The organism is Microbacterium commune (assembly GCF_014836945.1).
GTDB lineage: Bacteria > Actinomycetota > Actinomycetes > Actinomycetales > Microbacteriaceae > Microbacterium > Microbacterium commune.
On sequence record NZ_JACSPX010000001.1, the window covers coordinates 887309 to 913309 of the forward strand.

At 69.9% G+C, this 26001-nt stretch carries 27 protein-coding genes and 3 tRNA genes; 11 read left to right on the forward strand and 19 right to left on the reverse strand.

Annotation, left to right across the window (positions count from 1 at the left end; all coding sequences use genetic code 11):
• Positions 1 to 10: 10 nt before the first annotated feature.
• On the reverse strand, positions 11 to 1534 hold the full coding sequence (gene lysS, locus H9633_RS04075) for a lysine--tRNA ligase (protein ID WP_191712179.1): 1524 nt from the start codon (positions 1532 to 1534) through the stop codon (positions 11 to 13).
• Between the two features lie 90 nt (positions 1535 to 1624).
• On the opposite strand from lysS, the gene H9633_RS04080 reads away from it, so the two are divergent.
• Positions 1625 to 3421 (forward strand): DUF2207 family protein, encoded by a 1797-nt coding sequence (locus H9633_RS04080; protein WP_191712180.1) that lies wholly within the window; start codon positions 1625 to 1627, stop codon positions 3419 to 3421.
• 20 nt (positions 3422 to 3441) lie between these two features.
• Here the strand turns inward: H9633_RS04080 and H9633_RS04085 are convergent, their stop codons facing one another.
• The 10 genes from H9633_RS04085 to hpt form a co-directional block, all read right to left on the reverse strand.
• Positions 3442 to 4140 carry a DUF2520 domain-containing protein gene (locus H9633_RS04085; RefSeq protein WP_191712181.1) on the reverse strand — a complete coding sequence of 233 codons (699 nt, stop codon included), beginning with the start codon at positions 4138 to 4140 and terminating at the stop codon, positions 3442 to 3444.
• A complete protein-coding gene (locus H9633_RS04090) occupies positions 4137 to 5903 on the reverse strand; it encodes a PH domain-containing protein (protein ID WP_318247188.1) in 1767 nt (588 codons plus the stop codon). The genes H9633_RS04085 and H9633_RS04090 overlap by 4 nt, the downstream gene beginning before the upstream one ends.
• On the reverse strand, positions 5900 to 6493 hold the full coding sequence (locus tag H9633_RS04095; RefSeq protein WP_191712182.1) for a PH domain-containing protein: 594 nt from the start codon (positions 6491 to 6493) through the stop codon (positions 5900 to 5902). Before H9633_RS04095 ends, H9633_RS04090 begins: the two co-directional genes overlap by 4 nt.
• Positions 6462 to 6926 carry a DUF3180 domain-containing protein gene (locus tag H9633_RS04100; RefSeq protein ID WP_071644873.1) on the reverse strand — a complete coding sequence of 155 codons (465 nt, stop codon included), beginning with the start codon at positions 6924 to 6926 and terminating at the stop codon, positions 6462 to 6464. Before H9633_RS04100 ends, H9633_RS04095 begins: the two co-directional genes overlap by 32 nt.
• On the reverse strand, positions 6923 to 7462 hold the full coding sequence (gene folK, locus H9633_RS04105) for a 2-amino-4-hydroxy-6-hydroxymethyldihydropteridine diphosphokinase (RefSeq protein WP_191712183.1): 540 nt from the start codon (positions 7460 to 7462) through the stop codon (positions 6923 to 6925). Before folK ends, H9633_RS04100 begins: the two co-directional genes overlap by 4 nt.
• Positions 7462 to 7830 carry a dihydroneopterin aldolase gene (gene folB / locus H9633_RS04110; protein WP_191712184.1) on the reverse strand — a complete coding sequence of 123 codons (369 nt, stop codon included), beginning with the start codon at positions 7828 to 7830 and terminating at the stop codon, positions 7462 to 7464. Before folB ends, folK begins: the two co-directional genes overlap by 1 nt.
• A 1-nt stretch (position 7831) precedes the next feature.
• On the reverse strand, positions 7832 to 8626 hold the full coding sequence (gene folP, locus H9633_RS04115) for a dihydropteroate synthase (RefSeq protein ID WP_191712185.1): 795 nt from the start codon (positions 8624 to 8626) through the stop codon (positions 7832 to 7834).
• A complete protein-coding gene (gene folE / locus H9633_RS04120) occupies positions 8623 to 9246 on the reverse strand; it encodes a GTP cyclohydrolase I (RefSeq protein WP_191712186.1) in 624 nt (207 codons plus the stop codon). Before folE ends, folP begins: the two co-directional genes overlap by 4 nt.
• Position 9247: 1 nt before the next feature.
• Positions 9248 to 11254 (reverse strand): ATP-dependent zinc metalloprotease FtsH, encoded by a 2007-nt coding sequence (ftsH, locus tag H9633_RS04125; RefSeq protein ID WP_071644878.1) that lies wholly within the window; start codon positions 11252 to 11254, stop codon positions 9248 to 9250.
• A gap of 79 nt (positions 11255 to 11333) precedes the next feature.
• Positions 11334 to 11885 (reverse strand): hypoxanthine phosphoribosyltransferase, encoded by a 552-nt coding sequence (gene hpt, locus H9633_RS04130; protein WP_191712187.1) that lies wholly within the window; start codon positions 11883 to 11885, stop codon positions 11334 to 11336.
• Positions 11886 to 11969: 84 nt separating this feature from the next.
• Here hpt and H9633_RS04135 point away from each other — a divergent pair, with 84 nt between their 5' ends.
• Positions 11970 to 12494: a DUF937 domain-containing protein gene (locus H9633_RS04135; RefSeq protein ID WP_191712188.1), complete on the forward strand. Its 525-nt coding sequence runs from the start codon at positions 11970 to 11972 to the stop codon at positions 12492 to 12494.
• On the opposite strand, the gene tilS is transcribed toward H9633_RS04135, so the two are convergent.
• On the reverse strand, positions 12495 to 13484 hold the full coding sequence (tilS, locus tag H9633_RS04140; RefSeq protein ID WP_191712189.1) for a tRNA lysidine(34) synthetase TilS: 990 nt from the start codon (positions 13482 to 13484) through the stop codon (positions 12495 to 12497). It abuts the gene before it with no gap.
• Positions 13485 to 13588: 104 nt separating this feature from the next.
• Between tilS and ppa the strand changes: the two genes are divergently transcribed.
• Positions 13589 to 14080, forward strand: coding sequence for an inorganic diphosphatase (gene ppa, locus H9633_RS04145; RefSeq protein ID WP_071644882.1), 492 nt, complete (start codon positions 13589 to 13591; stop codon positions 14078 to 14080).
• Positions 14081 to 14155: 75 nt separating this feature from the next.
• On the opposite strand, the gene H9633_RS04150 is transcribed toward ppa, so the two are convergent.
• On the reverse strand, positions 14156 to 15571 hold the full coding sequence (locus H9633_RS04150) for a peptidoglycan DD-metalloendopeptidase family protein (RefSeq protein ID WP_191712190.1): 1416 nt from the start codon (positions 15569 to 15571) through the stop codon (positions 14156 to 14158).
• Positions 15572 to 15800: 229 nt separating this feature from the next.
• Between H9633_RS04150 and H9633_RS04155 the strand changes: the two genes are divergently transcribed.
• The 3 genes from H9633_RS04155 to H9633_RS04165 all read left to right on the forward strand — a co-directional run bounded on the left by H9633_RS04155 (position 15801) and on the right by H9633_RS04165 (position 16115).
• Positions 15801 to 15873: transfer RNA gene (locus tag H9633_RS04155), tRNA-Glu, on the forward strand.
• Between the two features lie 26 nt (positions 15874 to 15899).
• Positions 15900 to 15973: transfer RNA gene (locus H9633_RS04160), tRNA-Asp, on the forward strand.
• Positions 15974 to 16042: 69 nt separating this feature from the next.
• Positions 16043 to 16115 (forward strand) — tRNA-Phe (locus H9633_RS04165).
• A 44-nt stretch (positions 16116 to 16159) separates the two neighbouring features.
• Here H9633_RS04165 and H9633_RS04170 read toward each other — a convergent pair.
• Entirely contained in the window at positions 16160 to 17029 is an 870-nt protein-coding gene (locus tag H9633_RS04170) for an SDR family NAD(P)-dependent oxidoreductase (RefSeq protein ID WP_191712191.1), read from the reverse strand.
• The gene (locus H9633_RS04175) at positions 17029 to 17670 is read right to left on the reverse strand and encodes an NADPH-dependent F420 reductase (protein ID WP_071644884.1); all 642 of its coding nucleotides are present in this window, start codon (positions 17668 to 17670) and stop codon (positions 17029 to 17031) included. Before H9633_RS04175 ends, H9633_RS04170 begins: the two co-directional genes overlap by 1 nt.
• A gap of 71 nt (positions 17671 to 17741) precedes the next feature.
• On the opposite strand from H9633_RS04175, the gene H9633_RS04180 reads away from it, so the two are divergent.
• Positions 17742 to 19220, forward strand: coding sequence for a deoxyguanosinetriphosphate triphosphohydrolase family protein (locus tag H9633_RS04180; protein ID WP_191712192.1), 1479 nt, complete (start codon positions 17742 to 17744; stop codon positions 19218 to 19220).
• Positions 19221 to 19298: 78 nt separating this feature from the next.
• The gene (locus H9633_RS04185) at positions 19299 to 20219 is read left to right on the forward strand and encodes an NADP-dependent oxidoreductase (RefSeq protein ID WP_191712193.1); all 921 of its coding nucleotides are present in this window, start codon (positions 19299 to 19301) and stop codon (positions 20217 to 20219) included.
• A gap of 94 nt (positions 20220 to 20313) precedes the next feature.
• Here H9633_RS04185 and H9633_RS04190 read toward each other — a convergent pair whose 3' ends face one another.
• Together H9633_RS04190 and H9633_RS04195 are read right to left on the reverse strand one after the other, a co-directional pair.
• Positions 20314 to 20571, reverse strand: a complete 258-nt coding sequence (locus H9633_RS04190; RefSeq protein ID WP_071644887.1) for a DUF6458 family protein — start codon at positions 20569 to 20571, stop codon at positions 20314 to 20316.
• A 125-nt stretch (positions 20572 to 20696) separates the two neighbouring features.
• Positions 20697 to 21206 carry a MarR family winged helix-turn-helix transcriptional regulator gene (locus H9633_RS04195; RefSeq protein ID WP_256221167.1) on the reverse strand — a complete coding sequence of 170 codons (510 nt, stop codon included), beginning with the start codon at positions 21204 to 21206 and terminating at the stop codon, positions 20697 to 20699.
• A gap of 110 nt (positions 21207 to 21316) precedes the next feature.
• Between H9633_RS04195 and H9633_RS04200 the strand changes: the two genes are divergently transcribed.
• Entirely contained in the window at positions 21317 to 21691 is a 375-nt protein-coding gene (locus H9633_RS04200; RefSeq protein ID WP_071644889.1) for a hypothetical protein, read from the forward strand.
• Positions 21692 to 21694: 3 nt separating this feature from the next.
• On the opposite strand, the gene H9633_RS04205 is transcribed toward H9633_RS04200, so the two are convergent.
• Positions 21695 to 22888 (reverse strand): glycosyltransferase, encoded by a 1194-nt coding sequence (locus tag H9633_RS04205; RefSeq protein ID WP_318247189.1) that lies wholly within the window; start codon positions 22886 to 22888, stop codon positions 21695 to 21697.
• Between the two features lie 126 nt (positions 22889 to 23014).
• On the opposite strand from H9633_RS04205, the gene H9633_RS04210 reads away from it, so the two are divergent.
• The gene (locus H9633_RS04210) at positions 23015 to 23278 is read left to right on the forward strand and encodes a glutaredoxin family protein (RefSeq protein ID WP_071644891.1); all 264 of its coding nucleotides are present in this window, start codon (positions 23015 to 23017) and stop codon (positions 23276 to 23278) included.
• A gap of 37 nt (positions 23279 to 23315) precedes the next feature.
• Positions 23316 to 25052, forward strand: a complete 1737-nt coding sequence (locus tag H9633_RS04215) for an aldehyde dehydrogenase family protein (RefSeq protein ID WP_191712195.1) — start codon at positions 23316 to 23318, stop codon at positions 25050 to 25052.
• 16 nt (positions 25053 to 25068) lie between these two features.
• On the opposite strand, the gene ypfJ is transcribed toward H9633_RS04215, so the two are convergent.
• The gene (ypfJ, locus tag H9633_RS04220) at positions 25069 to 25944 is read right to left on the reverse strand and encodes a KPN_02809 family neutral zinc metallopeptidase (protein WP_191712196.1); all 876 of its coding nucleotides are present in this window, start codon (positions 25942 to 25944) and stop codon (positions 25069 to 25071) included.
• Positions 25945 to 26001: the final 57 nt, after the last annotated feature.

Consider the following 26001-nt stretch of genomic DNA (forward strand, 5'->3'; position numbering starts at 1 on the left):
CCCGGTCCGGTCACTTCACAAGCGGGAAGAGGATGGTCTCGCGGATGCCGAGGCCCGTGATGGCCATCAGCAGGCGGTCGATGCCCATGCCCATGCCGCCGGACGGCGGCATGCCGTGCTCGAGTGCACGCAGGAACTCCTCGTCGACGCGCATCGCCTCGAGGTCACCACCGGCTGCCAGCTTCGCCTGCTCGACGAAGCGCTCGCGCTGGATGACCGGGTCGACCAGCTCGGAGTACCCGGTGGCGAGTTCGAAGCCGCGCACGTACAGGTCCCACTTCTCGACGACGCCCGCGATCGAACGGTGCTCGCGCACAAGAGGAGAGGTGTCGACGGGGAAGTCCATCACGAAGGTCGGGCGCACGAGATCGACCTTGACGAAGTGCTCCCAGAGCTCTTCGATCAGCTTGCCGTGAGTGGGGTGCGGCGGGATGTCGACGCCGTTCGCCTCGGCGAAGGCGATGAGGTCGGCCACATCGTCCTGCGGAGTGAACTCGCGCCCCGCGGCGGCAGACAGCGAGCCGTACATCGAGATGCGATCCCACTCGCCGCCGAGGTCGTACTCCGTGCCGTCGGCCCAGGTGACCGTAGTGGATCCGGCGACGGCGACCGCCGCGTTCTGGATGAGCTCCTGGGTGAGGTCGGCGATGCCGTTGTAGTCGCTGTACGCCTGGTACGCCTCGAGCATCGCGAACTCGGGGCTGTGGGTCGAGTCGGCGCCCTCGTTGCGGAAGTTGCGGTTGATCTCGTACACCCGCTCGATGCCGCCGACGACCGCGCGCTTCAGGTACAGCTCGGGCGCGATGCGCAGGTAGAGCTCTGTGTCGAACGCGTTGGAGTGGGTGATGAAGGGTCGCGCCGAGGCTCCGCCGTGCTGCACCTGGAGCATCGGCGTCTCGACCTCGAGGAAGTCGTGCGAGGTGAACGTCGCACGCAGGCTGGCGTTCACGGCCGCGCGGGCGCGCACCGTGGTGCGTGCCTGATCGCGCACGATGAGGTCGAGGAAGCGGCTGCGCACGCGGCCCTCCTCGCTGAGCTCGGAGTACGCGTTCGGCAGCGGCAGGATCGCCTTCGACGCGATCTGCCAGGCATCGGCCATGATCGACAGCTCACCGCGGCGGCTGGAGATGACCTCGCCGCGCACGAAGACGTGGTCACCGAGGTCGACGAGCGCCTTCCAGTCGGCAAGCGACTCCTCCCCCACGTTCGCCAGCGACACCATGGCCTGGATGCGCGAGCCGTCGCCGGCCTGCAGCGTCGCGAAGCAGAGCTTGCCGGTGTTGCGGCTGAACACCACGCGTCCGGCCACACCCGCGGTGACTCCGGTGGCCGTGTCGGGCTCGAGCTCGCCGTACTCGGCCCGCAGCGACGGGATGCTGTGCGTCACCGGCACCGAGACGGGGAACGCGCCACCGCCGGCATCCGCCCGCTTCTCGATCAGCCGCTCCCGCTTGGCGAGGCGAACCGCCTTCTGCTCGAAGACGTCGTCTTCCAGCTCGGCGGATGCGGGGGTCGGCGCGGGCGCGTCAGTCATGGGTGGGGCTCCTTGGAAAGTCCCCTCGAGTCTACCGGCGCGCGCCTGTCGGCCCGGAGCTGCCGTCTGCTGCCGCGATAGCCTCTCGGCATGCGCGCTCCGCGAGAATCCGCCCTGCCCGATGTCCGGAGGGTGCTCATCGCGCTCGCGTTCGCCGTCGGGCTGATCGCCGCGTTGATCCCCGTCGCTCCCGCGTCCGCCGACGTCGACGACTTCTCGTACTCGTCATGGTCGGCCGAATACGACGTCGCCCTCGACGCAGAGGGCAGATCGATCGCACAGGTGACCGAGACGCTGGTCGCCGAGTTCCCGTCGCACGATCAGAACAAGGGCATCATCCGCGGCTACCCGCAGCGGTATCTGGGCGCGGGGCTCGACATCGACATCGTCTCCGTGACGGATGCCGAGGGGCGTGACGTGCCCTTCGAGGTCGAGACCGAGGACGACATGGTGCTCGTGCTCACCGGCACCGACGACTACGTGCACGGCTCGACGACGTACGTGATCCGCTCGACGATGCGTGACGTGATGGTGCACGGCACCGAGTCGGGCAACGACGAGTTCTACTGGAACCTCCTGCCCCTGAACAGCACCCAGGCCATCGGCCGCTTCGACGGCGAGATCCGCTTCGCGCCCGAGCTCGCTTCTGCGGCGACCGGCGACACCGCCTGCTATGCCGGGCAGCAGGGCCAGCGGATCGCCTGCGAGATCGAGGAGTCGGACGACGGCTCCACCTTCCGGGTGCGCTCCGGCGCCCGCGAGGCGGGCGACGGCGTCACCGTGGCCATCGGGTTCGCGGGCGGCACGGTCACCCAGCCCGCCGCCAGGGAACCCGATCCGGTGGCGGACTTCGCGCCGGTCGTCGCCGGCGGCGTGACGCTGGTCACCGCCGTCGGTGCCTGGATCGCGGTCGCGCGCATGCGGCGTCGCCGTCGCACCGCGACGGGCATCATCGTCGCCCAGTTCGATGTGCCCGCCGACCTGCCGCCCCTCGTCGCGGCCCCTCTCATCGTCGGTGCCCCGAACCCCGCGCCCGCGCAGATGGTGCACCTCGCGGTGCAGGGTGCGCTGCGCCTGGAAGACGACGGCAACGATCGGCCGGCCCTGCGCCTGCTCGACAGGACCCGTTCCGGGCATCCTCTCGATGCCGCCACCCTGGATGCCCTGTTCCCCGGAGAGACCACGGTCCGTCGCATCCCGCGCACGAGCACCACGTTCGCCAAGCGTATGCAGAAGCTGGTCGGCAAGGGCGCGGCCGAGGCGAGGCGGCGCGGCTGGGTCACCTCCGAGCGCAGCCGAGCGGCTACGACGATCGGCTGGGTGTCGCTCGGGATGCTGGCCGTCACCCTCGCTCTGCTCATCTGGACGGCCTCGAAGGACCGCGACCTGCTGCCGCTGTCGATCATCGCCTTCGTCATCACCGCCGTCGGTGTCGGGGTCTCGGCGATCGTGGCGTTCAGCCGGCACACGGTGCTCACCCCGCAGGGCGCGGAGCGCTCCGAGTACCTGCGGGGGGTGCGGGAGTTCATCCGGGTCGCGGAGACCGATCGGCTGCGCATGCTGCAGTCGGTCGATGGCGCCGAACGTCGCGCCGACGGCTCGATCGACGTGATCCATCTGTACGAGAAGCTGCTGCCGTACGCGATGCTCTTCGGCGAGGAGCGCAGCTGGTCGACGGTGCTCGAGACGACGTACGCCGACACCGGACGAGACCCCGACTGGGTCAGCACCTACGTCGGCGTCTCCCTCGCGACGCGCCTGTCGACCTACTCCACCTCGATGACCACCGCGGCGACGTACACGCCCGCCTCGAGCTCATCCGGCGGGTCGACCGGCGGTGGCTTCTCGGGTGGCGGCGGTGGCGGCGGCTTCTCCGGCGGTCGCTGACGCGAGCCGCGGCGGAGGGTTCAGTCGGCAGGAGGCGCGAGCGGATCGGATGCCGCGCGCAGCGCCTGCTCGACGGTCGAGCCGACCAGGGCCGAGAGGTAGCCGCCCGGGTTGTCGACCCCGACGCCGCGCAGCAGACCGGTGGCCTGCTGCACGATGGAGCGGGAGAACTCGGATGCCGTGGCGATCGCCTCGGCGTACGCCGGCCGATCCGGCTCGGCGATGACGACCGGCTCGCAGCCCATCTCCACGGCCAGGGCCTGGGCGATCGGCAGCACGGCCGCCGGGGCGGTCACGGCGGCGAAGGCGACCTGCAGCTGTCGCAGGTCGATCGTCGTGCCGGTGAACGAGATGGCCGGATGCACGGCGAGCGGGATCGCCCCGCGCTCGGCGGCCGGGCGCAGCACCTCGCTGCCGTACGCGGGATCGGTGTGCAGCACGAGCTGACCCATCTGCCAGCCTCCGAGCTCGGCGATGCCGCTGACGAGCCCTGGCAGCTCGGCGTGCGGCACGGCGACGATCACGAGCTCGCTGCGCCGCGTCACCTCCAGCGCATCCAGCACGGGCACGCCGGGCAGGACGGCGGCCGCTCGGTCGTCGTCCGAGCCGGAGGTGATGCCGGTGATCGCGTGGCCGGCGCCGGCGAGCGCGGCTCCGATGATCGGGCCGACGCGGCCCGCGCCGATGATGCCGATGCCCAGGCGCCCCTCGCGCGTCATCGCTGCACCCATCCGGGCGGCGGGACCGCCTCGCCGTCGGCGCGCACCGCCTGACCGTCGGCGCGCACCGCCTGACCGTCGGCGCGCACCGCCTGACCGTCGGCGCGCACCGCGTCGGTCACGTGCTCGGCCCAGCGATGGGTGCGGTCGGCCGAAGCGGCGAGCGCGGCCGCCCGGCTGACGCCGTCGAGCAGCGCGATCGCGTCGTCGCGCTCGAGACCCGACATCGTGCCGGTGACGGGTCCCGCGACCGAATGGATCTGCCCGTGCGAGACCCGCTGCAGTCGGTCGATCGGCCCCTGCGAGATCGACAGGCTCTGCAGCCGCGCGAGGGGGAACACGGCGAGGCGTCGCCACAGGAACCCTCGGCGCACCAGCACCGCGTGCTCGGTGAGGCGGTATCCGTGCCGCTTCCACGACAGCGGGCGGCGCCAGGCCGCCCGCGCCGGGATGGTCCGGTACGGATCGTCAGCCCCTGGACCGACCACGCCGTCCTCCCACATCTCCGCGATCTCGGCCGGGGTGATGCCGGGCAGAACCAGTCCGAGGACCCGCTCCACGTCTGCGCGGCGACCGACCGGCAGCACGATGTTGAACTGCTGCGCGCTGCCGGATGTCTGCTGCGCGGCGCTCTTGCCCGTCATGCGGTTGATCTTCACCGTCCACCAGCCGAACGGGCGCCACAGCAGGGACTGCGACACCTCGACCGCGAAGATCCGCCCCGGCGGCAGTGTCTCGGTGACCGTCGTCAGCAGGCCGAAGGTGATGCGCACGCCGTCCGGGGTCGACGCGATCGAATAGCGCAGCGACTTCGAGATCTGCGCCCAGGTGATGCCGACCACGGCGATGATGAGCGGGATGCCGACGCCCAGGCTGACGCCGAGCGTCAGAAGCGCGATCTCGGCGGGATCCTCGCCGTCGCCGCTCATCCCGAGGAACATCGCGACGACGGAGACGACGTAGATGCCGCCGAAGAAGAGCAGCCACAGCACCGCCGAGACGAGCTGCGAGCCGATCAGCCGCCCGGTGGGGATCTTGACCACGCTCTCGGGTTCGATGTCGGCAAGATCGACCCCTTCGATCAGACCCGTCACACCCGCGTTCATCGACCCGATGATCGCCTCGCGGGCCGTCTGCGGCGGCGTCGCTCCGGATGCCACGAGTCGAGCGCTGCGGGCGCCGGCGGCCAGCCGCAGGATGTCGGCGCGCACCGCCTCCGCGACTCCGGTGGAGAGGTATTCGAGGGGCACGTTCGCGTCGTTGCCGGCGCCGACGACCTCGAGCTTGGCCAGCCCGATCAGGCGCGCGGGGAACGGGCGGGTGAGGTTCACGCCCTGCACCCGATCCAGCGGTGCGCGGCGGTGCGACCGGAACAGCAGCCCCTTGCGCACCTCGACGTGCTCGCCCGTGATCCGGAACTGCTGGAACCGCCAGAGGAACCAGAACACGGCGATGAGCAGCACGACCAGTCCGAGCACGGCCAGCAGCGCGAGCAGCACGAGGTCGTTCTCGAGGACCCAGTCGACGGGGTCGCCGCCGCTGGCGCGGAAGCCCGAGTCGGGAGCGAAGAGCCGAACGGCCCAGTCGATCACCTTGTCGCGCATGTTGGTGATGATGATGCCCGCCACCACGAGCAGCGCGAGTCCCCCCTTGAACAGGGGGGTGAGCGGATGCATCCGGTGCCACTCGCCGTCGGCGAGCGACGACGACCCGCCCTGGGGCAGGGCGCCGGGCGCCGTGGGGTGCTGCTCCGGGATGCTCACAGACCGGTCCGTCGCGTCTCGGCGACCTCGATGAGGGTGTCGCGCAGCGCCTCGGCTGCCGCCTGTGTCAGACCAGGGATCTGCACGCCGGTGGCGGCCGCGGCGGTGACCATCTTCAGCTGCGAGAGCCCGAAGACGCGGTCGAGAGGCCCCTGCGTGATGTCGACGAGCTGCATCCGCCCGTACGGCACGGCCACCATCCGCTGCCACAGGATGCCGCGGCGGAAGACGATGTCGTCGGGGCGGAGCATGTAGCCGAGCGCCTTCGCCTGCCGGGGCAGGATCGCGAGCGTGATGACGTCGATCGCGATGAGAGCGCCCGCGGGGATCCAGACCCACGTCATCTCGAGAACGACGGCGGCGATGGCCGCAGCGATCGCGACGATCACGATGATGATCGCGTTCTGCACCAGCTGCGAGGTCACGTAGCGCGGTGAGATCTGGTGCCAGGTCCCGTCGAGCGCGAGGGCTCCGCTGCCGCGCGGGATGCGGATGCCCGAGTACGTGCCCTCGTCGAGCACGTCGGCCGCTGCGGGAGCCGGACGTTCGAGGCTCGGCTCACGAGGCGGGTTCGTCTGGCTGTCGCTCATCAGGATCCTTCGGCAGGGTGCAGAACTGTTCCGCGATGAGGGCCACCCCGACCAGCAGCGCTGCGCAGATGATGAGGGCGATCATCGCTACCACCGACCCTACCGGCGCGGGCACCGGGCGGGTGGAGAGGTAGAGCAGCAGGCCGGCCCCGAAACCGGCGAGGATCGCTCCGAGCAGACTCGACGCTCGCGCCAGGGTGGCGGCGCGCAGCGCCCGGAACGGATCGATACGCCGACCGCCGCGGGTGCTGCGCCGCACCGGCACGGCGAGCAGCAGCACGGCGATCGCGATGAGCACGAGCAGCACCGGGAGGAAGCCGGACGGGGTGAAGGTCGCGCGTCCGGTGACGGTGAGCATGTGGTCGAACGCGAAGCCGGCGCCGGTAGACAGCAGCGCGAGCAGGAGAAGCGACGCGGCCGAGGTGCGCTTCATCGGTCGTCCGACGATCGCAGTCTGCGCACCAGCTCGTCGACTCGGCCCGCGCCGGGGAGCACCGCGTCGGGGTCGATGCTGAGCCAGGGCTCCAGCACGAAGAGCCGTTCGGCAGCGCGCGGATGCGGCACCTGCAGGTGCGGGGTGTCGCTGGCGAGGTCACCGTAGGCGATCAGGTCGAGGTCGAGCGTGCGGTCGCCCCAGCGCTCGAGCCGCACCCGACCCTGCTCCTCCTCCACCGCGTGCAGCATGCCGAGCAGCACCTGCGGTGCAAGGCGAGTCGTCATCAGTGCGACGGCGTTGAGGTAGGGTGGCGCGTCGGGGTCGGGTCCGTCGGGTTTCACCGCGACCGTCTCGATGGGCTCCGACATCACGAGGTCGTCGACCAGCGGCAGACGACGCAGTCGGTCCGCGGCGGCACGCAGCATCTCACCGCGGTCGCCCTCGTTGGATCCGAGCGCGATCACCGCGACCTGAGGCAGCCGGCCCGGCCGCGGGTCGGGCGGTGCGGGCAGGTGCGTGAGACGGCGATCCATCACGGTCGCCCCCGGCGGACGGTGACCGACACGTCGGCGAAGCTCTGCTCGATCGGCGCGCTCGGCTTGTGCACCGTGACCACCACGTTCTGCACGCGCGCATCCTCCAGCGCAGCATCCGCGATGCGATTCGCGAGGGTCTCGATCAGGTTCACCGGTTCGCCGGCGACGATCGCCGCGACGGTGTCTGCCAGCTCGCCGTAGTGCACGGTGTCGGCGACGTCATCCGACGCGGCCGCCGCGACGAGCGACAGCTGCAGCGTGAGGTCGACCGTGAACTCCTGGCCCTGCCGACGCTCGAAGTCGAAGACGCCGTGATAGCCGAAGACGGTCAGCCCGGTGAGGGTGATCTCGTCGAGTTCGTCCATGTCAGGCTCCATCCCACGCGCTCGCCACGGCCAGTGCATCCCGAGTCGCGCCCACATCGTGCACCCGCACCGCCCACGCTCCGGCGCGTGCGGCGAGTGCGCTCGTCACGGCGGTGGCGAGGTCACGGCGCGACTGGTCGGGCTCACCGTCGAGGGTCTCGGCCAGGAAGCGCTTGCGCGACGTGCCGACCAGCACGCGGTGCCCGAGGGCGATGACCTCGTCCAGCCCGCGCAGCACCTCCCAGTTCTGCTCGCCCGACTTCGCGAAGCCGATGCCGGGGTCGAGGATGACCCGCGACGGCGCGATGCCGGCGACGGCAGCCGCCGTGACCCGCTCCCGCAGCTCGGATGCGACCTCGCGGGCGATCCGCGCATACTGCGCGCGGGCGTACATGTCCGTCGACGGTCCGCGCCAATGGCCGATGGCGATGTCGGCATCCAGATCGGCCGCCGTCCTGAGCATCTCGTCGTCGGCGAGGCCACCGGACACGTCGTTCACGATGCGCGCCCCGGCGCGGACGGCTGCGGCTGCGGTGTCGGCGTTGAGCGTGTCGATCGACGTGGGGATGCCGTGGGCGGTGAGCGCCTCGATCACCGGAAGCACACGGCGCTGCTCCTCGGCGCTGCCGATGCGCTCCGCACCGGGCCGGGTGGACTCGCCGCCCACGTCGATGATGCTGGCTCCCTGCGCGCGCATCGCGCGAGCGCGCGCGACGGCGATGTCGAGCTCGACGTAGCGGCCGCCATCGCTGAACGAGTCGGGAGTGATGTTCAGGATGCCCCAGATGCCCGTCATCCGTGGCCTCCGGCGCCCTGGACACCTGAGCCTGCGGGCGGTGCGCTGATCAGGGCGATGAGCTCGGCGCGGGCGGCCGGATCGGTGAACGCGCCGCGTGCCGCGATGGTCACCGTGGTCGCCAGCGGCTGTCGCCCGCCGCGCATGGTCACGCATCCGTGCGAGGCGTCGAGCACGACGAGCACGCCGCGGGTGTCGAGATTCTCGGCGATGGCATCCGCCACCTGCTCGCCGAGCCGCTCCTGCACCTGCGGACGGGTCGCGAGAGTCTCGACGACCTTCACCAGCGCACCCAGGCCGACCACCTGCTCACCGGGCAGATAGGCGATGTGCGCGACTCCGGCGAAGGGCAGCAGGTGATGCTCGCACACCGAGCGGAAGCGGATGTCGCGCATCAGCACCGCCCCGGAGGGCAGGGTGTCCGGCGCCGGCCCTCGCGAGACGCTGATGGTGCGCGCGAGGTGCGACGCCGGGTCCTCGCCGACGCCGGCGAAGAACTCACCGTACAGCTCGGCCATGCGGCTCGGGGTCTGCGTGAGACCCGGCCGATCCGGGTCCTCGCCGATCGCCTCGAGCAGTTCGCGGGTGAGCCGCTCGACGCGCGCCCTGTCGACGCTCACGTCACGCCGTCGCCGGTCGGGCCTGCCCGCCGGTCGCGGGTGCGCTCGACGTGCGAGCCGAGCCGGCGGTCTGCGCGGTCTGCGCGGCCACGCCCTCCTCGACGCGGCGGGGCACGGCGATGGGCGGCAGCGTCGACACCGGGCGCTCCTCGCTCGAGAGCCACTGCGGGCGCTCCGGGAGCTTGCGCACCTCGGTGAAGATCTCGGCGATCCGGTTGTGGTCGAGGGTCTCCTCCTCGAGCAGCGCCAGGGCGAGGCGGTCGAGGATGTCGCGGTTCTCGCTGATCACCTTGTACGCCTCGTTGTGCGCCTGCTCGATCAGCGCGCGCACCTCGGCGTCGACGCGCTCGGCGACCGTCTCGGAGTACTCGCGACCGCGCCCCATGTCACGACCGGCGAACGGCTCGCCGCCCTCGGAGCCGAGCTTGACCGGGCCGAGCTGGGTGGTCATGCCGTACTCGATGACCATCTTGCGGGCGATGCTGGTCGCCTTCTCGATGTCGTTCGAGGCGCCGGTGGTCGGGTCGTGGAAGACGAGCTCCTCGGCGACGCGACCGCCCATGGCGTAGGTCAGCTGGTCCTGCAGCTCGTTGCGGGTCACGGAGTACTTGTCATCCAGCGGCATGACCATCGTGTAGCCGAGTGCCTTGCCGCGCGGCAGGATCGTGATCTTCGTCACCGGGTCGGTGTAGTTCATCGCCGCCGCGGCGAGGGCGTGGCCGCCCTCGTGGTACGCCGTGATGAGCTTCTCCTTGTCCTTCATGACCCGGGTGCGGCGCTGCGGGCCGGCGATCACGCGGTCGATCGCCTCGTCGAGCGCGCGGTTGTCGATCAGCTGCGCGTTCGAGCGCGCGGTCAGCAGGGCCGCCTCGTTCAGCACATTCGCGAGATCCGCACCGGTGAAGCCGGGGGTCTTGCGTGCGACGACCTCGAGGTCGACCGACTGCGCGAGCGGCTTGCCCTTGGCGTGCACCTCGAGGATCTGCTGGCGACCCTTCATGTCGGGGGCGTCGACGCCGATCTGGCGGTCGAAGCGACCGGGGCGCAGCAGAGCGGGGTCGAGGATGTCGGGGCGGTTGGTCGCCGCGATGACGATGACGTTCGCGTTGGGGTCGAAGCCGTCCATCTCGACGAGCATCTGGTTCAGCGTCTGCTCGCGCTCGTCGTTGCCGCCGCCCATGCCGGCACCGCGGTGACGGCCGACGGCGTCGATCTCGTCGATGAAGATGATGGCGGGAGCGTTCTCCTTGGCCTGGGTGAACAGGTCGCGCACGCGGGAGGCTCCGACGCCGACGAACATCTCCACGAAGTCCGAACCGGAGATCGAGTAGAAGGGTGCACCGGCCTCGCCGGCCACGGCGCGGGCGAGCAGCGTCTTTCCGGTTCCGGGAGGGCCGTACAGCAGCACGCCCTTCGGGATGCGCGCGCCGATGGCCTGGAACTTGGCCGGATCCTGGAGGAACTCCTTGATCTCGTGCAGCTCCTCGATGGCCTCTTCCGCCCCGGCGACGTCGCCGAAGGTGACGGTCGGGGTCTCCTTGCTGACGAGCTTGGCTTTTGACTTGCCGAACTGCATCACCTTGCTGCCGCCGCCCTGCATCGACGAGAGCAGCCACCAGAACAGCAGGCCCAGCAGCACGAGCGGAAGCAGCAGCGAGATGAAGCCGTCGAACCAGGTCGCCCGTGGCACCACGTCGCTGGCGTCCTTCGCCTTGATCTCGGCGGCGTCGATGGCCTCCACGACCTGGTCGGCGCGCGCCTCGACGTAGTAGAACTGCACGTTCTTCGCACCCTCGAACTCCTTCGAGAGCGTGAGGTCGACCCGCTGGTCGCCGTCGGTGTTGACCACCTTCGTCACGGTGTCGCCGTCGAGCAGCTCGAGACCCTGCTGCACGGTCACCTGCGTGGGCGCCGAAAGGTTCGAGATCAGCAGGAAACCGGCGAAGAGCAGCGCGCCGATCAACGCGACGTAGATCAGCGGATTGCGGGAGACCTTCTTGACGTCCATGATGCGTTCAGCGTACCGCTCGGCACTCAGGCGTCCGCTGAACGTTCACCACGGGCGTACCCGCGCCAGGCGCGTGCGGTCAGCTGTAGACGTGCGGCGCCAGCACGGCGACATCGCGCAGGTTGCGATAGCTCTCGGCGTAGTCGAGGCCGTACCCGACGACGAACTCGTTCGGGATGTCGAACCCGACGTACTTGCAGTCGATCTGCACCTTCGCCGCCTCGGGCTTGCGCAGCAGTGCGAGCACCTCGATCGACTCGGCGCCGCGCGACTCGAAGTTCTCGAGCAGCCAGCTCAGCGTCAGGCCCGAGTCGATGATGTCCTCCACGATGAGCACGTGCTTGCCGTGCAGGTCGGTGTCGAGATCCTTGCGGATCTGCACCACGCCGCTCGATTTGGTGCTCGCCCCGTAGCTCGAGACGGCCATCCAGTCCATCGACGCGTTCATCGGCAGCCGGCGCGAGAAGTCCGCCATGACCATCACCGCCCCCTTGAGGACGCCGACCAGCAGGAGGTCCTTGCCGGAGTAGTCGGTGGCCACCTGCGCCGCGAGCTCCTCGAGCTTCGCGTGGATCTCCTCCTCGGTGACGAGGATGTCGGTCAGGTCGTCCTGGATGTCGGCAGCGCGCATGCATAGATCTTAGGTCGATCGACAGGCGCTTCCGCACTACTGTGAGCGGTGAAGCGGGGCATCCGTCCTGCGTGGAGGGAAGACATGAACGTCGATGAGATCCTGAAGCAGGTGCCGGTCGATGACATCGCGAAGCGCTTCGGCGTCAGCCCCGAGGTGGCGCGGCAGGCGGTGCATGAGGGCGGCGCGACGCTGCTCGGCGGTCTGGCGAAGAATGCTGAGAGCGGCGAGGGCTCGGCCGCCATCGAGAAGGCGCTGAACCGGCACGGCGGCTTCGCCGGCGCCTCGTCGGTCGACGACGTCGACCAGGCCGACGGCGAGAAGATCGTCACGCACGTCTTCGGCGAGCGCAAGGGCGAGGTCGCCGAGAAGCTCAACAAGAGCGAGAAGACGGCCGGAGGCATCGACTTCGGCAAGCTGCTGCCGATCCTCGCGCCGATCATCATGGGCATCCTCGCGAACAAGAGCAAGGGCAGCTCGGGCGGCGGCCTGGGCGACATCCTCGGCGGTCTGCTCGGCGGCGACCGCAGCTCGGGCGGCTCGTCGGGCGGCGGCCTGGGCGGCGGCCTCGGCGACATCCTCGGCGGGCTGTTCGGCGGCCGCAAGTAGCTACCGCGCGCTGAACACGATCTGCCCGCCTGCCCGTCGTGCGGTGCATGCGGGCAGATCGATCGGCCCCTGGCCCGACCAGTCGGTCACCAGGCGAGCCACTTCGAGGGTCTGCGACCGCGTCAGGCTGACCCCGAACTCGCTGTCGACGACGAGGCGGATGACGCGATTGCGCAGCGCCGCCGGGTTCGCGGCGAGCGCCGCGACGCTCACGGAGATGCCCGCTTCGGCATGCTCGACGATGTCTTCGATGGTCTCGTGGATCATCTCGTCGAACGCCTCGGCGTCTTCGCGCAGCTGCTCCGCGGTGCGTGCCAGCGCCTCGGCGATTCCGGGGCCGAGCTCGGCCTCGAGCACCGGCAGCACCCGGTTGCGGGTGCGCACGCGGGCGTACCTGTCATCGAGGTTGTGCGGGTCGTCCCAGACCTCGAGTCCGGATGCCGCGCAGAACGCGCGCGTGGTGACGCGGCGCACCGCGAGCAGCGGCCGGATCCACCGCATCCCGTCATCGCCGGTGCGCACCGCCGCCATGCCCTGCAGGCTCGCGGCTCCCGAGCCGCGAGCGAGGCCGAGCAGCACGGTCTCCGCCTGGTCGTCGAGGGTGTGTCCCAGCAGCACGGCCGTCGCACCGCGGTCGGCGGCGCACCGCGCGAGCGCCGTGTGCCGCGCCGCGCGGGCGGCGGCCTCCGGCCCGTCCGGATGCCCGGCATCGACCCGCACGGGCAGCACGACGGCATCCGCCCCCAGTTCACGAGCCCGGTCGGCGACGCGGGCGGCGACGGCATCCGACCCGGGCTGCAGGCCATGGTCGACGATCGCGGCCACCACGCTGTGGCCGAGCTTCCGCGCTTCGAAGACGGTGGCTGCGGTCAGCGCGAGGGAGTCCGCCCCGCCGGAGAGACCGACGACGACGGGGGCAGCGCCGAGGGGCGCGAGCGCGGCACGGACGGCACGGCGGATTTCGGCGACGGCGGGATCGAGCGAGGGCACGCGTCCAGGCTAGCTGCGGTCACATGTCACGAGAACGTCGCCCGAGTAGGCTGGTCTGCGCATCCACCCGTCTTTCGACACCGTCGATCCAAGGAGAACAGCACATGGGCGCACACGACGCCGTCATCGAGATCCCGCGCGGAAGCCGCGTGAAGTACGAGGTAGACCACGAGACCGGTCGCGTCCACCTCGACCGCGTCCTGTACACCACCTTCGGCTACCCGGCCGACTACGGCTACTTCGACAACACGCTCGGCGAGGACGGCGACCCGCTCGACGTGCTCGTGCTGCTCGACCACGCGATCTACCCGGGCGTCGTCGTGAACGTGCGCCCCGTCGCCGTGCTCAAGATGAGCGACGAGGCCGGCGGCGACGACAAGCTCGTCGCCGTGCTGTCGAAGGACCCGCGCTGGGCGCACATCCAGGACATCGACGACCTGCCCGAGTACACCAAGAAGGAGATCGCGCACTTCTTCGAGCACTACAAGGACCTCGAGCCCAACAAGTGGGTCAAGGTCGACGCGTGGGGCGACGCCGCCGAGGCGCAGCGCATCCTCGACGAGGCCATCGAGCGCTTCGCGAACGACGGTCACTGACCCGCGCACCCCGCATCTGCAGCAGAACCCCCGGCCTGTCGGTCGGGGGTTCTGTCGTTCTCGGTGCTGTGCGGGTCAGATCGCGCCGCGGGCGGCCAGGAAGTTGTAAGGGTTGGTGCGGCCGCCGTTGATGTACACCTCGAAGTGCAGGTGGCATCCCTGGGAGGCGCCGGTGTTGCCGGCGTATCCGACGACCTGACCGGCGCTGACCTGCTGGCCGTACGAGACCGCGTAGCCCGACATGTGCGCGTAGCTGGTCGCGACGCCGTTGCCGTGCTGGATGCGCACCCAGTTGCCGAATCCGCCGTTGTAGAACGCGGCGTCCACTCGGCCGCTCGCTGCCGCGTAGATCGGCGCGCCGCAGCCGTTCGCGAAGTCGGTGCCGCCGTGGTTGGTCGAGCGGCAGACGCCGCCCGTGCACACCGGCGGTCGCGGACCGTAGTGCGACGAGATGTACCCGCCGTGCGGGCGTCGCCACGCACCGGACCCGGCTCCACCGCCGCCGCCGCCGCTTCCGCCGCCACCCCCGCTGCTGCTTCCGCCGCCGCCGCCGCCGCTGGCTTGGTTGTTCTTGGCGGCCTCTTCGGCGGCGCGTCGCTGACGCTCGGCCTCCTCGGCCCGACGGCGCGCCTCCTCTGCCTTGCGGATACGCTCGCCCTCCTGGTAGCCGGCGACCGTCGCGGTGGTGTTGTCCTTCAGCGCGGCGAGCTGGGCCTGCAGTGTCACGAGGTTGGACTGGCGCTCTTGGAGCGCGGCCTGCGCCGCGTCGGCGGCGCGCTGGGCCGCCTGCATCTTCTCTTCGGCGATCTTCTGCAGCCGGTCGCGCTCGTCGCGCGCGGTGGATGCCTGGTTGCTGAGCGACTGAGCGGTGTCTCGAGCCGATGCCGCGCGCTCGGCGACCGTGCGGTTGTACTCGACGAGCTTGTCCATGCTGCCGAGGCGCGCGAGGAGGTCGTCGGCCCCGTTGGAGGACTCGGAGAGGAAGAGCTCGAGCGCGGCTTCGTCGCCACCGCTGCGGTAGAGCTGGTTGGCCACCTGACCGGCCTTGCGGGCACTGTCGGCGGCGATCTCGGCCTGCTCGTCGGCCTGCGCCTGCAGATCGTCCGCCTTGGCCGCCTGGTCGAAGTACGCCTGCTGTGCCGCGTAGAACTCCTCACCGGCCTTGCGGGCAGCGGCCTCCGCGGCTGCGGCTTGATCGGTGAGCTGCTTGATCAGCGCCTCGATGCGCGTGATCTCAGACGCCTTGGCCGCTTCGTTGGCCTTCGCGCGCTGCACGTCGTCCCAGCTGGGGTAGTCGGCGGCCTGGGCGCCCTGCGTGGTCGCCGAGACGCCGAATGCCGACAGGGCGATGGCACTCAGTGCACCGACGGTCAGTGCGCCGCGGCGGGTGAGCTTCGAGCGTGACCAGAGGGCCTCGCGTTCCGCGGGCGTCGGGGCGCACCCACAGTCGGCCCCTGCGGATCGGGCATCCGCAGCAATGTCCTCGTTCACTCGGCTCCTTCCGCCGGATTCACAGCTGTAACAGTAACAACATTCGTCACAGTCACACCAGGTGCCGGCTCTTCCGCGACGGCGCGCGGAGGCGCGAGGCGTGCCTCTTCTCACCCCATCGTCCTCCCGAAACGCCCGGGATGTAAGCCGACGCGCCCTCGATTTCGTTTTTGCCGCCGACAGCCCTTATGCTTGAGCGTCGGCAAGGGAAACCCCCGGGAATCTCTTCGGCCCCATCGTTTAGCGGCCTAGGACGCCGCCCTTTCACGGCGGTAGCACGGGTTCGAATCCCGTTGGGGTCACTCTTCCGATACAATTTAAAAGTTATGGCCCTGTAGCGCAGTTGGTTAGCGTGCCGCCCTGTCACGGCGGAGGTCGCGGGTTCAAGTCCCGTCAGGGTCGCTCCGAGCGTTGAGCCTTCTTTCGAGGAGGCTCTTCGTCTAGGGTGCGGCAGATCATGATGTGCCGCACGGCTCTGTAGCTCAGTTGGTAGAGCGTTCGACTGAAAATCGAAAGGTCACCGGATCGATGCCGGTCGGAGCCACACGGCTGATCATTACAATTAGCCCAGAAACCCTCGCCTAGCTTCTACATGGCGGGGGTTTTGCTTTGCCCTGGTGAGGCGTCGTCCGGCAATCCGACGTATTCCGCGCTGCGACGCCACAGCAGGGAGGCGAGCTGCTCGTCGGACGCCTGCGGACTGGTCGCCGCCACCCCGTGCTTCTCGTAGTACTCGCCAGGCACCCAGTCCGTACCGGGATCACCCTCTGCCAACCACACCAGAGGTCGGGCGCCCTTTTCGGGGCTGAGAAGACCCATGAGGCGCGCCAGAGGCGTCTGGTACAGGAACCGCATCACGCTCGTGGTGTCCGAGGCGAAGCTCGTGCGCACGATGCCGGGGTGGAAGGCGACGGCCGACAGACCACGGCGGCCGAAACGACGCTCGAGCTCCTTGGTGAAGAGGATGTTGCAGAGTTTCGCGTCGCCGTACGCCTTGTTCGGCGAGTAGTCCCGCTCGTTGTTCAGGTCGTCGATGTCGATCGATCCGAACAGGCGCGCGGCGGCACTGGAGGTGTTGACGATCGACGCGCTGCTCGCGAACAGAGTGTGGAGGAGGAGGTTCGTGAGCAGGAACGGCGCGAGATGGTTCACCTGCAGCGTCTTCTCGAAGCCATCGACTGTTCTGGTCCTGTCGCCGAAGATGCCACCGGCGTTGTTGACGAGGACGTCGATGCGCGGGTGGGCGCGCTTCAGCTCACCTGCCAGCGCGCGCACCTGAGACAGGTCCGCGAAGTCCGCGGTGAAGTACTCGGCGTCGAGCTCGCCGGCCAGCGCTGCAGTCTTCTGCGGCGAGCGCCCGACGAGGACGACCGTGTGCCCGTCAGCGACCAGCGTGCGCGATGCTGCGGCGCCGATGCCATCGCTGGCACCCGTCAGCACGATCGTCTTCGCGGTCATCAGGGCAGCCGGTTGGCGATCGCCAGATTCTGAGTCAGCTCCTCGGCGTTCTGCCGCACGACGTATGCCGGGCGGTCTCGTTCGACGCGCCACGACTCGCTCAGTGGGCCGATGTTGACCGTGTCGAATCCCAGCTGGTCGTACAGGTGGGTCACGAACTCCGCGGCATCGGCATGGTCACTCGCCGTCGCCAGCGCTCGACGATTCGGGGTGCCGGCGGGCATGCCGCCTGCGGTGATCTGCTCGGCCTGGATGTGGTTGAACGCCTTCGCGACGCGAGACGTCGGCAGGTGCTCCTGCAGCATCTCGGAGGTCGTGGTCAGTCCCCGGTCGAGAGCGTCGATGTGGCCGTCCCGCTCGAAGTAGTAGTTGTTGGTGTCGAGCACGATCTTCCCGGCGAGGGGTTCGACGGGGATCTGCTTCAGAGCATGCAGCGGCACGGTCACAACCACGACGTCACCGGCCGCGCCGGCCTCCTCCGCGGTCGCCGCGCGGGCGCTGTCGCCGAGCTCGGCGACGAGATCCGTGAGGGTCTCCGGCCCGCGGGAGTTCGCGATCACGATGTCATAGCCTGCGCCGATCGCTGCTCGAGCGATCTGGCTGCCGATGTGTCCTGCGCCGATGATTCCGAGAGTCGTCATATCGGACACAACCCGTCGAGCGGGCGGATATTCCGCCGACCGTCACACGGGCGCGTGGCACACTGACATCCATGCCCCAGCAGCCGGATGATCCCCGCCAGACGCGACGACTGCCCGAGACGCTCGACGAGTTCCAGCGGGCGGAAGGGCACCCGCAGTTCCGTGTCGACGTCGAGCGCATCCGCTTCTCGCCGTACTACTCGCGCCTCTCGGCCGTCACGCAGGTCATCTCGCAGGCGGGCGCCGGCCTCGCCGTGCACAACCGGCTCACGCACTCGATCAAGGTCGCGGCGGTTGCGCGGGCCATCGCGACCCACCTCTCGACGCGCACCGACGAGGCGAACCGGATCGTCGGCGAGCTCGGCGGCGCACACCCCGTGGTGGTGCAGGCGGCCGCCGCGGCGCACGACCTCGGGCATCCGCCGTTCGGACATCTCGGCGAGCAGACGCTCGACCGCCTCGCGCGCTCCCGCTTCGGTCTCGCCGAGGGCTTCGAGGGCAATGCGCAGACCTACCGCATCCTCACCCGTCTCGACGAGCACGACCGGCCCGGCGTCGGCCTCAACCTCACCGCCGCCGTGCGCGCCGCGGTGCTCAAGTACCCCTGGCTGCGTGGCGAGGGCGGGCCGCGACGCGGCGGCGGCAGCAAGTTCAGCTTCTACGCCATCGACGAACCGGATGCCCGTCAGGCGCTCTCCGCATACCCGGCGATCGCCGCTGGGCAGCAGACCGTCGAGTGCTCGATCATGGACCTCTCCGACGACATCGCGTACTCCCTGCACGACCTCGACGACTTCTACCGCGCCGGGCTGCTGAACCCGGCGACCCTGTCGGCCGAGTTCCGATCGTGGCGTCGCAACCTCGCCCAGCTGCGCGCGGCGGAGTATTCGACTCTCGCGTCCGACACGCGCACGCCCGGTCATTCCCTCGAGCTGGTGTGGCGCCGGATGCAGGTCAAGGACAGCTGGATCGCCGACCCCGACGCGTTCAGCGAAGCCGTCGCCAAGGTGTCGTCCGAGGTGATCGACGGCCTCGTCGCCGAGCCCTTCGACGGATCGCTCGCCAGCGAGCGCGCACTCGCGCGGTTCACCACCGCGTGGATCGCCCGGCTGCAGTCGTCTATCGAGGTCCACCGGCATCCCGACATCCGCTCCGGGCACGTCAGCCTCAACCGCCAGGCATGGCACGAGGTGACAGTGCTGAAGTTCCTGCACGAGCGGTTCATCCTCGAGCGACCCGACCTCGCGGTCTATCAGCGCGGTCAGGCCAGCGTGCTCGAGCGTCTCGTCGACGGGTTCACCGCGTGGCTCGATGATCCGCGTGACGCCCGCCGTGCGCCCCGCCGCCTGATCGACCTCGTCGACCTGGCCACCGACGACCATCGCCGCCTCGGCGGGAGCGGCGCAGACGGCCCTGGCGTCGAGATGCTCGGTCGGGGTCGCGGCATCATCGACTACGTCGCCTCGCTCACCGACGCCCAGGCGATCTCGCTCGACGCGCTGCTCGCCGGCCGCACCGAGCGGCTGTGGGATGCGGGGCAGGGGCTGTAAGCCCCGCACGGATCTCGAGCACGGCCCCGCGTCGCATGAAAGAGTGGATGCCATTCGCACCCACTCCGAGGAGGCATCATGCGCGCCGTCGTGTACGACCGGTACTCGAAGGATCTCGACACCCTCGAGGTGCGCGAGATGCCCGACCCGAAGCTGCCGCCCGCGGCGGTGCTCATCGAGGTGCGCGCCGCCGGGGTCAACCCGGTCGACTGGAAGGTCATGGGGGGCGGGCTCGACGCTCTGCTGCCCACGCAGTTCCCGGTGATCCCGGGGTGGGACGTGGCGGGTGTCGTCGTCGCCGTCGGGATGGACACCCCCGAATTCGCGGTCGGCGACGAGGTCATGGCCTACGCACGCAAAGACACCGTGAGCGCGGGCACGTTCGCGGAGCGCGTGGCCGTTCCGGTCTCGGCTGTGGCACGCAAGCCGGCCGCTCTCTCCTGGGAGGAGGCAGGTGCCCTCCCCCTCGCCGGTGGCACCGCGCTGCGGGCGATCGACGCCCTCGGCGACCTGACCGGACGCACCGTGCTGATCCACGGCGCCGCCGGCGGCGTGGGCGGCTTCGCCGTGCAGATCGCCGCGACCCGAGGCGCGAAGATCATCGGCACAGCATCCGAGCGCAACCACGACTACATCCGCTCGCTGGGCGGAGAGCCGACCACGTACGGCGAAGGACTGGCCGAACGCGTGCGCGGGCTCGCCGGCGGGCCCGTCGATGCTGTCGCGGACTTCGTGGGCGGGCAGCTCGACGTGACCCTCGACGTGCTCGGCGAGGGCGGGGCGCATGCCTCGACGGCCGATCCCTCGGTGATGCAGCACGGTGGCCGCTACATCTGGGTGCGCCCCGATGGCACGCAGACCGCCCGCCTCGCAGACCTCGCGCAGGAGGGGCACCTGAGAGTCGAGATCTCCGAGACGTTCCCGCTCGACAGGGTGGCAGACGCCTTCCGTGCCAACCAGGCCGGTCACACCCGCGGCAAGCTCGTCATCGTTCCCTGATCCGGTCCGCCAGTCGGACCGCGCCGGTCAGACCACTGCAGACAGAGTTCGCGCCCGGGCCTCACTCGGGACCCGGGCGCGAACGTTCCTCCGGTCAGAAGACCTCGTCGTCTCCAGCCGCGCGCGTGGTGCGACGCGTCTCGTACGCGCCGGGAGCGGCGTCCGTGCGCGTGACCACGTCGGTACGACGCCGACGTGCCATCAGCAGCAGCCCGACGATGAACGCGACGACACCCGCACCCATCAGGATGTAGCCGATCATGGTGAGGTCAGCCCAGCCGACGTCGATGTTGAGTGCGAAAGCGAGGATCGCTCCGATGACGAACAGAACGACTCCAGTGCCGATGGTCATCTCTTGCTCCCTTCGATAGGGCGGACCGTCCGGCCTGCCTGACGTCAAGAATCCCAAGCGCACGCGCGCCGCAGAATGGGGTTGACAACGACCGGGAGGATCGGGCTCGGGTCGAGCGACCGGCCTCAGCCCTGCCGGTACTGCCCCGCGGCCGCGGGCTCGACCCCGTCGACCGCGTCGGTCATCGCGCGGAGGAACCCGGTGACGTTCGCCTGAGCCTGAGCATCCATCCCCGCCGCCACCGAATACATCAGCCCGTGCATGCGACCGAGGGTCTGACGCACGTCCTCGTCGGCGTGCGCGGTGGCGCGGACCGCGGTCGGCGATCCGGCCGCGTCCACCTCGCGCTGCACGTGACCCGACTGCTCGAGCCGATCGATCAGAACCGACGTCGCCGCCGGCGAGATGCCGAGGTAGGCGACGAGGGCGGACGGCTGCGCGGTGTGGCCGGGCTGACGGAACAGGTAGCGCAACGCGAGCAGCTCGTTCTCGCCCATCGACATCTCATCGCGGGTGCGTCGCCGCATGGCACGCTCGGCTGCGCGGTACGTGCGGAGAGCCTCGAGCACCTCCCGCGCGCGCTCACGCTCGCTCCGCTGGTCGTACCAATAGCCGTCTGCCTGTGATTCCGCCACACTCGCTCCTTCAGCGAGCGCCCGAGCTACCCGCATAAGTCATGATAGGAGAGGACAAGGGGATCCAGGCGGTCCACAAGACCGCCAGACGCAGCAAACGGAGGACATCTGTGACTTTTCGAAGCAAGGAGACGCTGGAGACCTGGCTCGAGGAGTTCCGCTCCGCGCGCGAGGCGGGAGACCTCATCCGGGTCATCATCCAGGACGGCTCGGACGGCTCCGACACCGGGCTCGTCATCGTGCCGGTGAAGAACTCCTCCGTCAGCATCTTCATGCAGCCGATCCAGATCGGCGAGGCGCGGTGGAACGTCACGCTCGAGCCGAGCGACGAGAACACCATCCTCAACAGCCACCAGCTGCACTCCCTCGCCAGCGAGCTCGCGGTCGCCGCCGAGCTGTGCTCGTACCTCGAAGCCCGCAGCATCGGTCACGACGAGCAGTCGGACACCCCGGACGACGACGCCGCGACGGCCGACAGCGTCTGACCCTCAGAGCTCTCCCGGCCGCATCGCCTCGGCATCGATGGCGCGCATGACCCGCAGCGCCGCGGTGTCAGCGGGCGGCTCGTCCGTGGCATCCGACCGCCGGCGGGGCGCGTACACGACCAATGCGTGGAACAGGAACCGCGCGAAGAAGGCGACCACCAGCGAGATCGCCGTGGCGATCACGCTGGAGATGTGCCAGGTCTCGACCATCAGCGCCATCAGCGGGATGCGCAGCGCCGCCTCGATGGAGTTGAACGAGACGGATGCCGCGAAGCGCACCCACAGCCGCGGAGCGTCCTGGCGGTCGTCACGGAAGACGAACAGCTCCTGCAGCACGAAGTTGCCGACGATCGTGACGGCCGCGCCGACGATCGCGGCCAGCACGTAGTCGACGCCGAGGTGGGTGAGCGCCCACATGATGCCGATGTTCACGACCGCGCCGATCCCGCCGATCAGGGCGAAGCGGCCCATCTTGCCGAACCGCAGACGGGCCAGGTGGGCGAGGAACGTCGCGCCCTGCCGCAGGCTCGCCTTCGAGTCGCCGTGCCGACGTGCGCCGAACTCCAGAGGCACCTCGGCGATGCGCAGCTCGCGCCGCTCGCCGCCGCGCACGAGGATCTCGAGCAGGATCTTGAATCCCTGCGGCCGCAGCTCGTCGAGTTCGATGTGCGAGCGATCGATGAGGAAGAACCCGGTCATCGGATCCGTGCTGTGCCACAGGCGCCGCAGGAACATCGCCTTGGTGACGGCGGTCGCCGCCTTCGACACCCCGTAGCGCACGGCCGTGCCGAGGCCTGCCGAGTCGCCCCCGCCGACGTAGCGCGAGGCGGCGACGACATCGACCCCGCCCTCCGCGTAGCGCGTGAGCATGGCACGCAGCAGCTCGGGCGGATGCTGCAGATCGCCGTCCATGACGATGCACACATCGTGAGCGGCCTCGGCGAGACCCAGCGCGACCGCGCCACCGAGCCCGCCCGTGTTGCGGTCTCGGTGGATGCCGCGCACGGCCAGGGTCGCCGACGCCCCGACGCGGGCGATCTCGTCGATCGTGTCGTCGGCGCTGTCGTCGATGAACAGGATCTCGGCCGTGATCCCGGCGAGCGCGGCCGAGGTGCGGGCGACGAGCTCGGCGACGTTGTCGCGCTCGTTGAACGTGGGCACGATGACGGTCACGGGAGGAAGGGAGGGGGCGCTCACGGGTTCTCCTCCACGGTGTCCTCTGGATTGCGGTGTCGCGCGGCGTCGCAGCATCCATCGTTCCACGGCTCGCTGTGGCCGGGCGCATCCCGCGCCCGTGCACCGGCGCAGCCGTAGGCTGGTGGCATGAGCAACCCCGCCTCCGACACCATCACCATGTTCGGCGCCGACTGGTGCCGCGACTGCGTCCGCACCAAGAAGCAGCTCGACGAGCTGGGCATCGAGTACACCTACATCGACCTGGTCGCCGATCCGGCGGCTGCGGACATCGCCAAGGAGATCTCGGGCCGGATGAACATCCCCGTCGTCGTCTACCCTGACGCGAGCCACCACGTCGAGCCGAGCAACGCCGACGTCGAGGCGAAGCTGCGCGAGCTCTCGCTCATCTGACCTCGGTCCGCTTCCTCACCGCCACCGGGACACGACGATGACGCAGGAGACGGCGCCGGCCGCCGAACTCGACGACGCGCAGCGCGCGGCCTTGGACGCCGACGTCGACGTGCTGCAGCAGGGTTCGCGCACGTGGGCGCGACTCACCGTGGGCCAGCGCGCGACGCTGCTGCGAGCACTGCGCTCGAGCGTCGCCGCCGCGGCGGAGGACTGGGCGAACACCGCAGCGGATTCGAAGGGCCTCGACCGGCGGCATCCGCTGCGCGGCGAGGAGTGGCTGAGCGGCCCGTACTCGGTGCTCGGCGCGCTCGATGCGTACATCGACACCCTCGCGAAGCTGTCGGCAGGCCGCTCGCCGCTCGACGGCGTGACGCTCGGTCGCGCACCGGGCGATCGCACCACGGTGGCCGCGTTCCCTCTCACCGGGCTCGACCGGTTCCTGCTGGCCGGATTCAGCGGTGAGGTGTGGCTGCGGCCCGGCGTCACCGCGAGCACGGCCCGTGCGAACGCCGGACTGGCACAGCGGTCGGATGCCCCGGGCGGCGTCGGTCTCGTGCTGGGTGCGGGTAACGTCACCGCAATCCCCGTGCTCGACGTGCTGTACGAGCTTCTCGCACACAATCGCGTGGCGCTGCTGAAGGTGAATCCCACGCAGGACTCCCTCGTCGCCGTGTACGAGCGCGCACTGGCGCCGCTGATCGCGCCCGGGTTCCTGCGGATCGTGCGCGGCGGGGCCGCGGTCGGGTCGTACCTCACGGCGCATCGCGACCTGATGCACGTGCACATCACCGGGTCGGCGGCGACCTTCGACGCCATCGTCTGGGGGCAGCAGCCGCAGGCCGCGGCGCGTCGGCGAGAGAACCGACCGCTGCTGACGAAGCCGATCACGGCCGAACTCGGCGGTGTGTCGCCCATCATCGTGGTGCCCGGCGAGTGGAGCGACGCCGACATCGCCTTCCAGGCTGAGCACGTGGCGACCATGCGCCTGCAGAACTGCGGGCACAACTGCATCGCCGGTCAGGTCGTGATCATCTCGTCGGACTGGCCGCAGGCCGAGCAGTTCCGCACCGCGCTGCGCCGGGCGTACGCGGCCGCTCCCGAGCGACCGATCTGGTACCCGGGCTCGGCGGCGCGCATGCGGAGGGCCGCGGAGGACTATCCGGATGCCCTGGTGCTGGCCGACCGGCTGCTGATCGAGATCGGCGACGGCGCGGATGCCACGGCGCTGCAGTCCACAGAGTACTTCGCCCCGGTGCTCGGCGTCGTCGAGCTGCCCGGCACCGGACAGGCGTTTCTGGATGCCGCGATCGCCCACGCGAACGATGAGCTGCAGGGCACCCTCGGGGCGAACCTCATCATCGACCCGACCACCGAGAAGTCGCTCGGCAGGGGTTTCGAGCGTGCGATCGCCGAGCTGCGCTACGGGTCGATCGCGATCAACGCGTGGACGGCGTTCGGGTTCATCACGCCGACGCTGACCTGGGGCGCGTTCCCGGGCAGCACCCTCGACGACGTCGGCAGCGGCATCGGGGTGGTTCACAACGCCCTGCTGCTCGACGACGTGGAGCGGTCGGTCCTGCGCGGGCCGTTCCGTCCCTTCCCGCGGTCGCTGCCCCTGCTGAACGGCGGCGGTCGCATCACGATCCTGCCGACCCCGCCATGGTTCGTCTCGTCGCGCACCGGATCCGCCGTGAGCGAGGGCCTCACCAGGTTCCGCGCTCACGGCGGCATCCCGGTGCTTCTGCGCACGCTGCTCCGGGCGCTGCGCGCCTGACCCCCCTGCCCGCCGATCAGAGGTCGTCGCCGGAGACGGCGAAGGTGTCGCAGACGCCGAGTCCGTTCTTGTAGCCGTTGGCGAACCACGCCTGGCGCTGCTCGCTGCTGCCGTGCGTGAAGCTCTCGGGGTTGACCCGACCCGCCTGCTGCTCCTGGATGTTGTCGTCGCCGACGGTGAACGCGGCGTTCAGGGCGTCGGTGATCTGCGCCTCGGTCGGCTTCTGGAGGTACGCGACGCCGTTCTCGTCCTTCTGCTCGGTGACATCACCCAGCCAGGCGCCTGCGTAGCAGTCAGCCTGCAGCTCGGTGCGCACGCCGTTGCTGTCGGGTCCGGTGCCGTTGTTCGGATACTTCTCCATCGTGCCGGTGATGTTCTGGATGTGGTGGCCCCACTCGTGTCCGACGATGTACAGCTGGGAGAGCTCGCCGGCGGACGCGCCGAACTGATCCCGCATGAGCTGGAAGAACGTCGGGTCGATGTAGACGCCCTGCTCGGGCGGGCAGTAGAACGGCCCGACGGCGTTCGAGGCGGTGCCGCACTGGGTGGAGGTCGCGCCGTCGACCACGGTCATCGTCGGCGGCTGGTAGCCGTCGACGTGCTGCTGCCAGTAGTCGTCGAGAAGCACCTGCGCGCCCGCCATGCGGCAGTCGTCGTTCGTGTTCGCGTCCTGCCCGGTGTCGCACTCGGACAGCGCCTCACCGCTCGAGGCGGGTTCGTTCCCGCCGCCGGGCGCCCCGCCGACCAGGCCCGTGAGATCGGGACCGCCGAGCATGGCCACGACGAGCGCGACGAGACCGAGAACACCTGCTCCACCACCGGCGATCGCGGCACCCCGCCCACGACGGCGAGTGGTGTTGCCCGAGATGTCGGCATCCGGATTGAAAGTCATGCTGAAAAGGTAGCGCTCCGCGACGTCCGACGACGAGGGCTTGACGAAGCGGCCCCC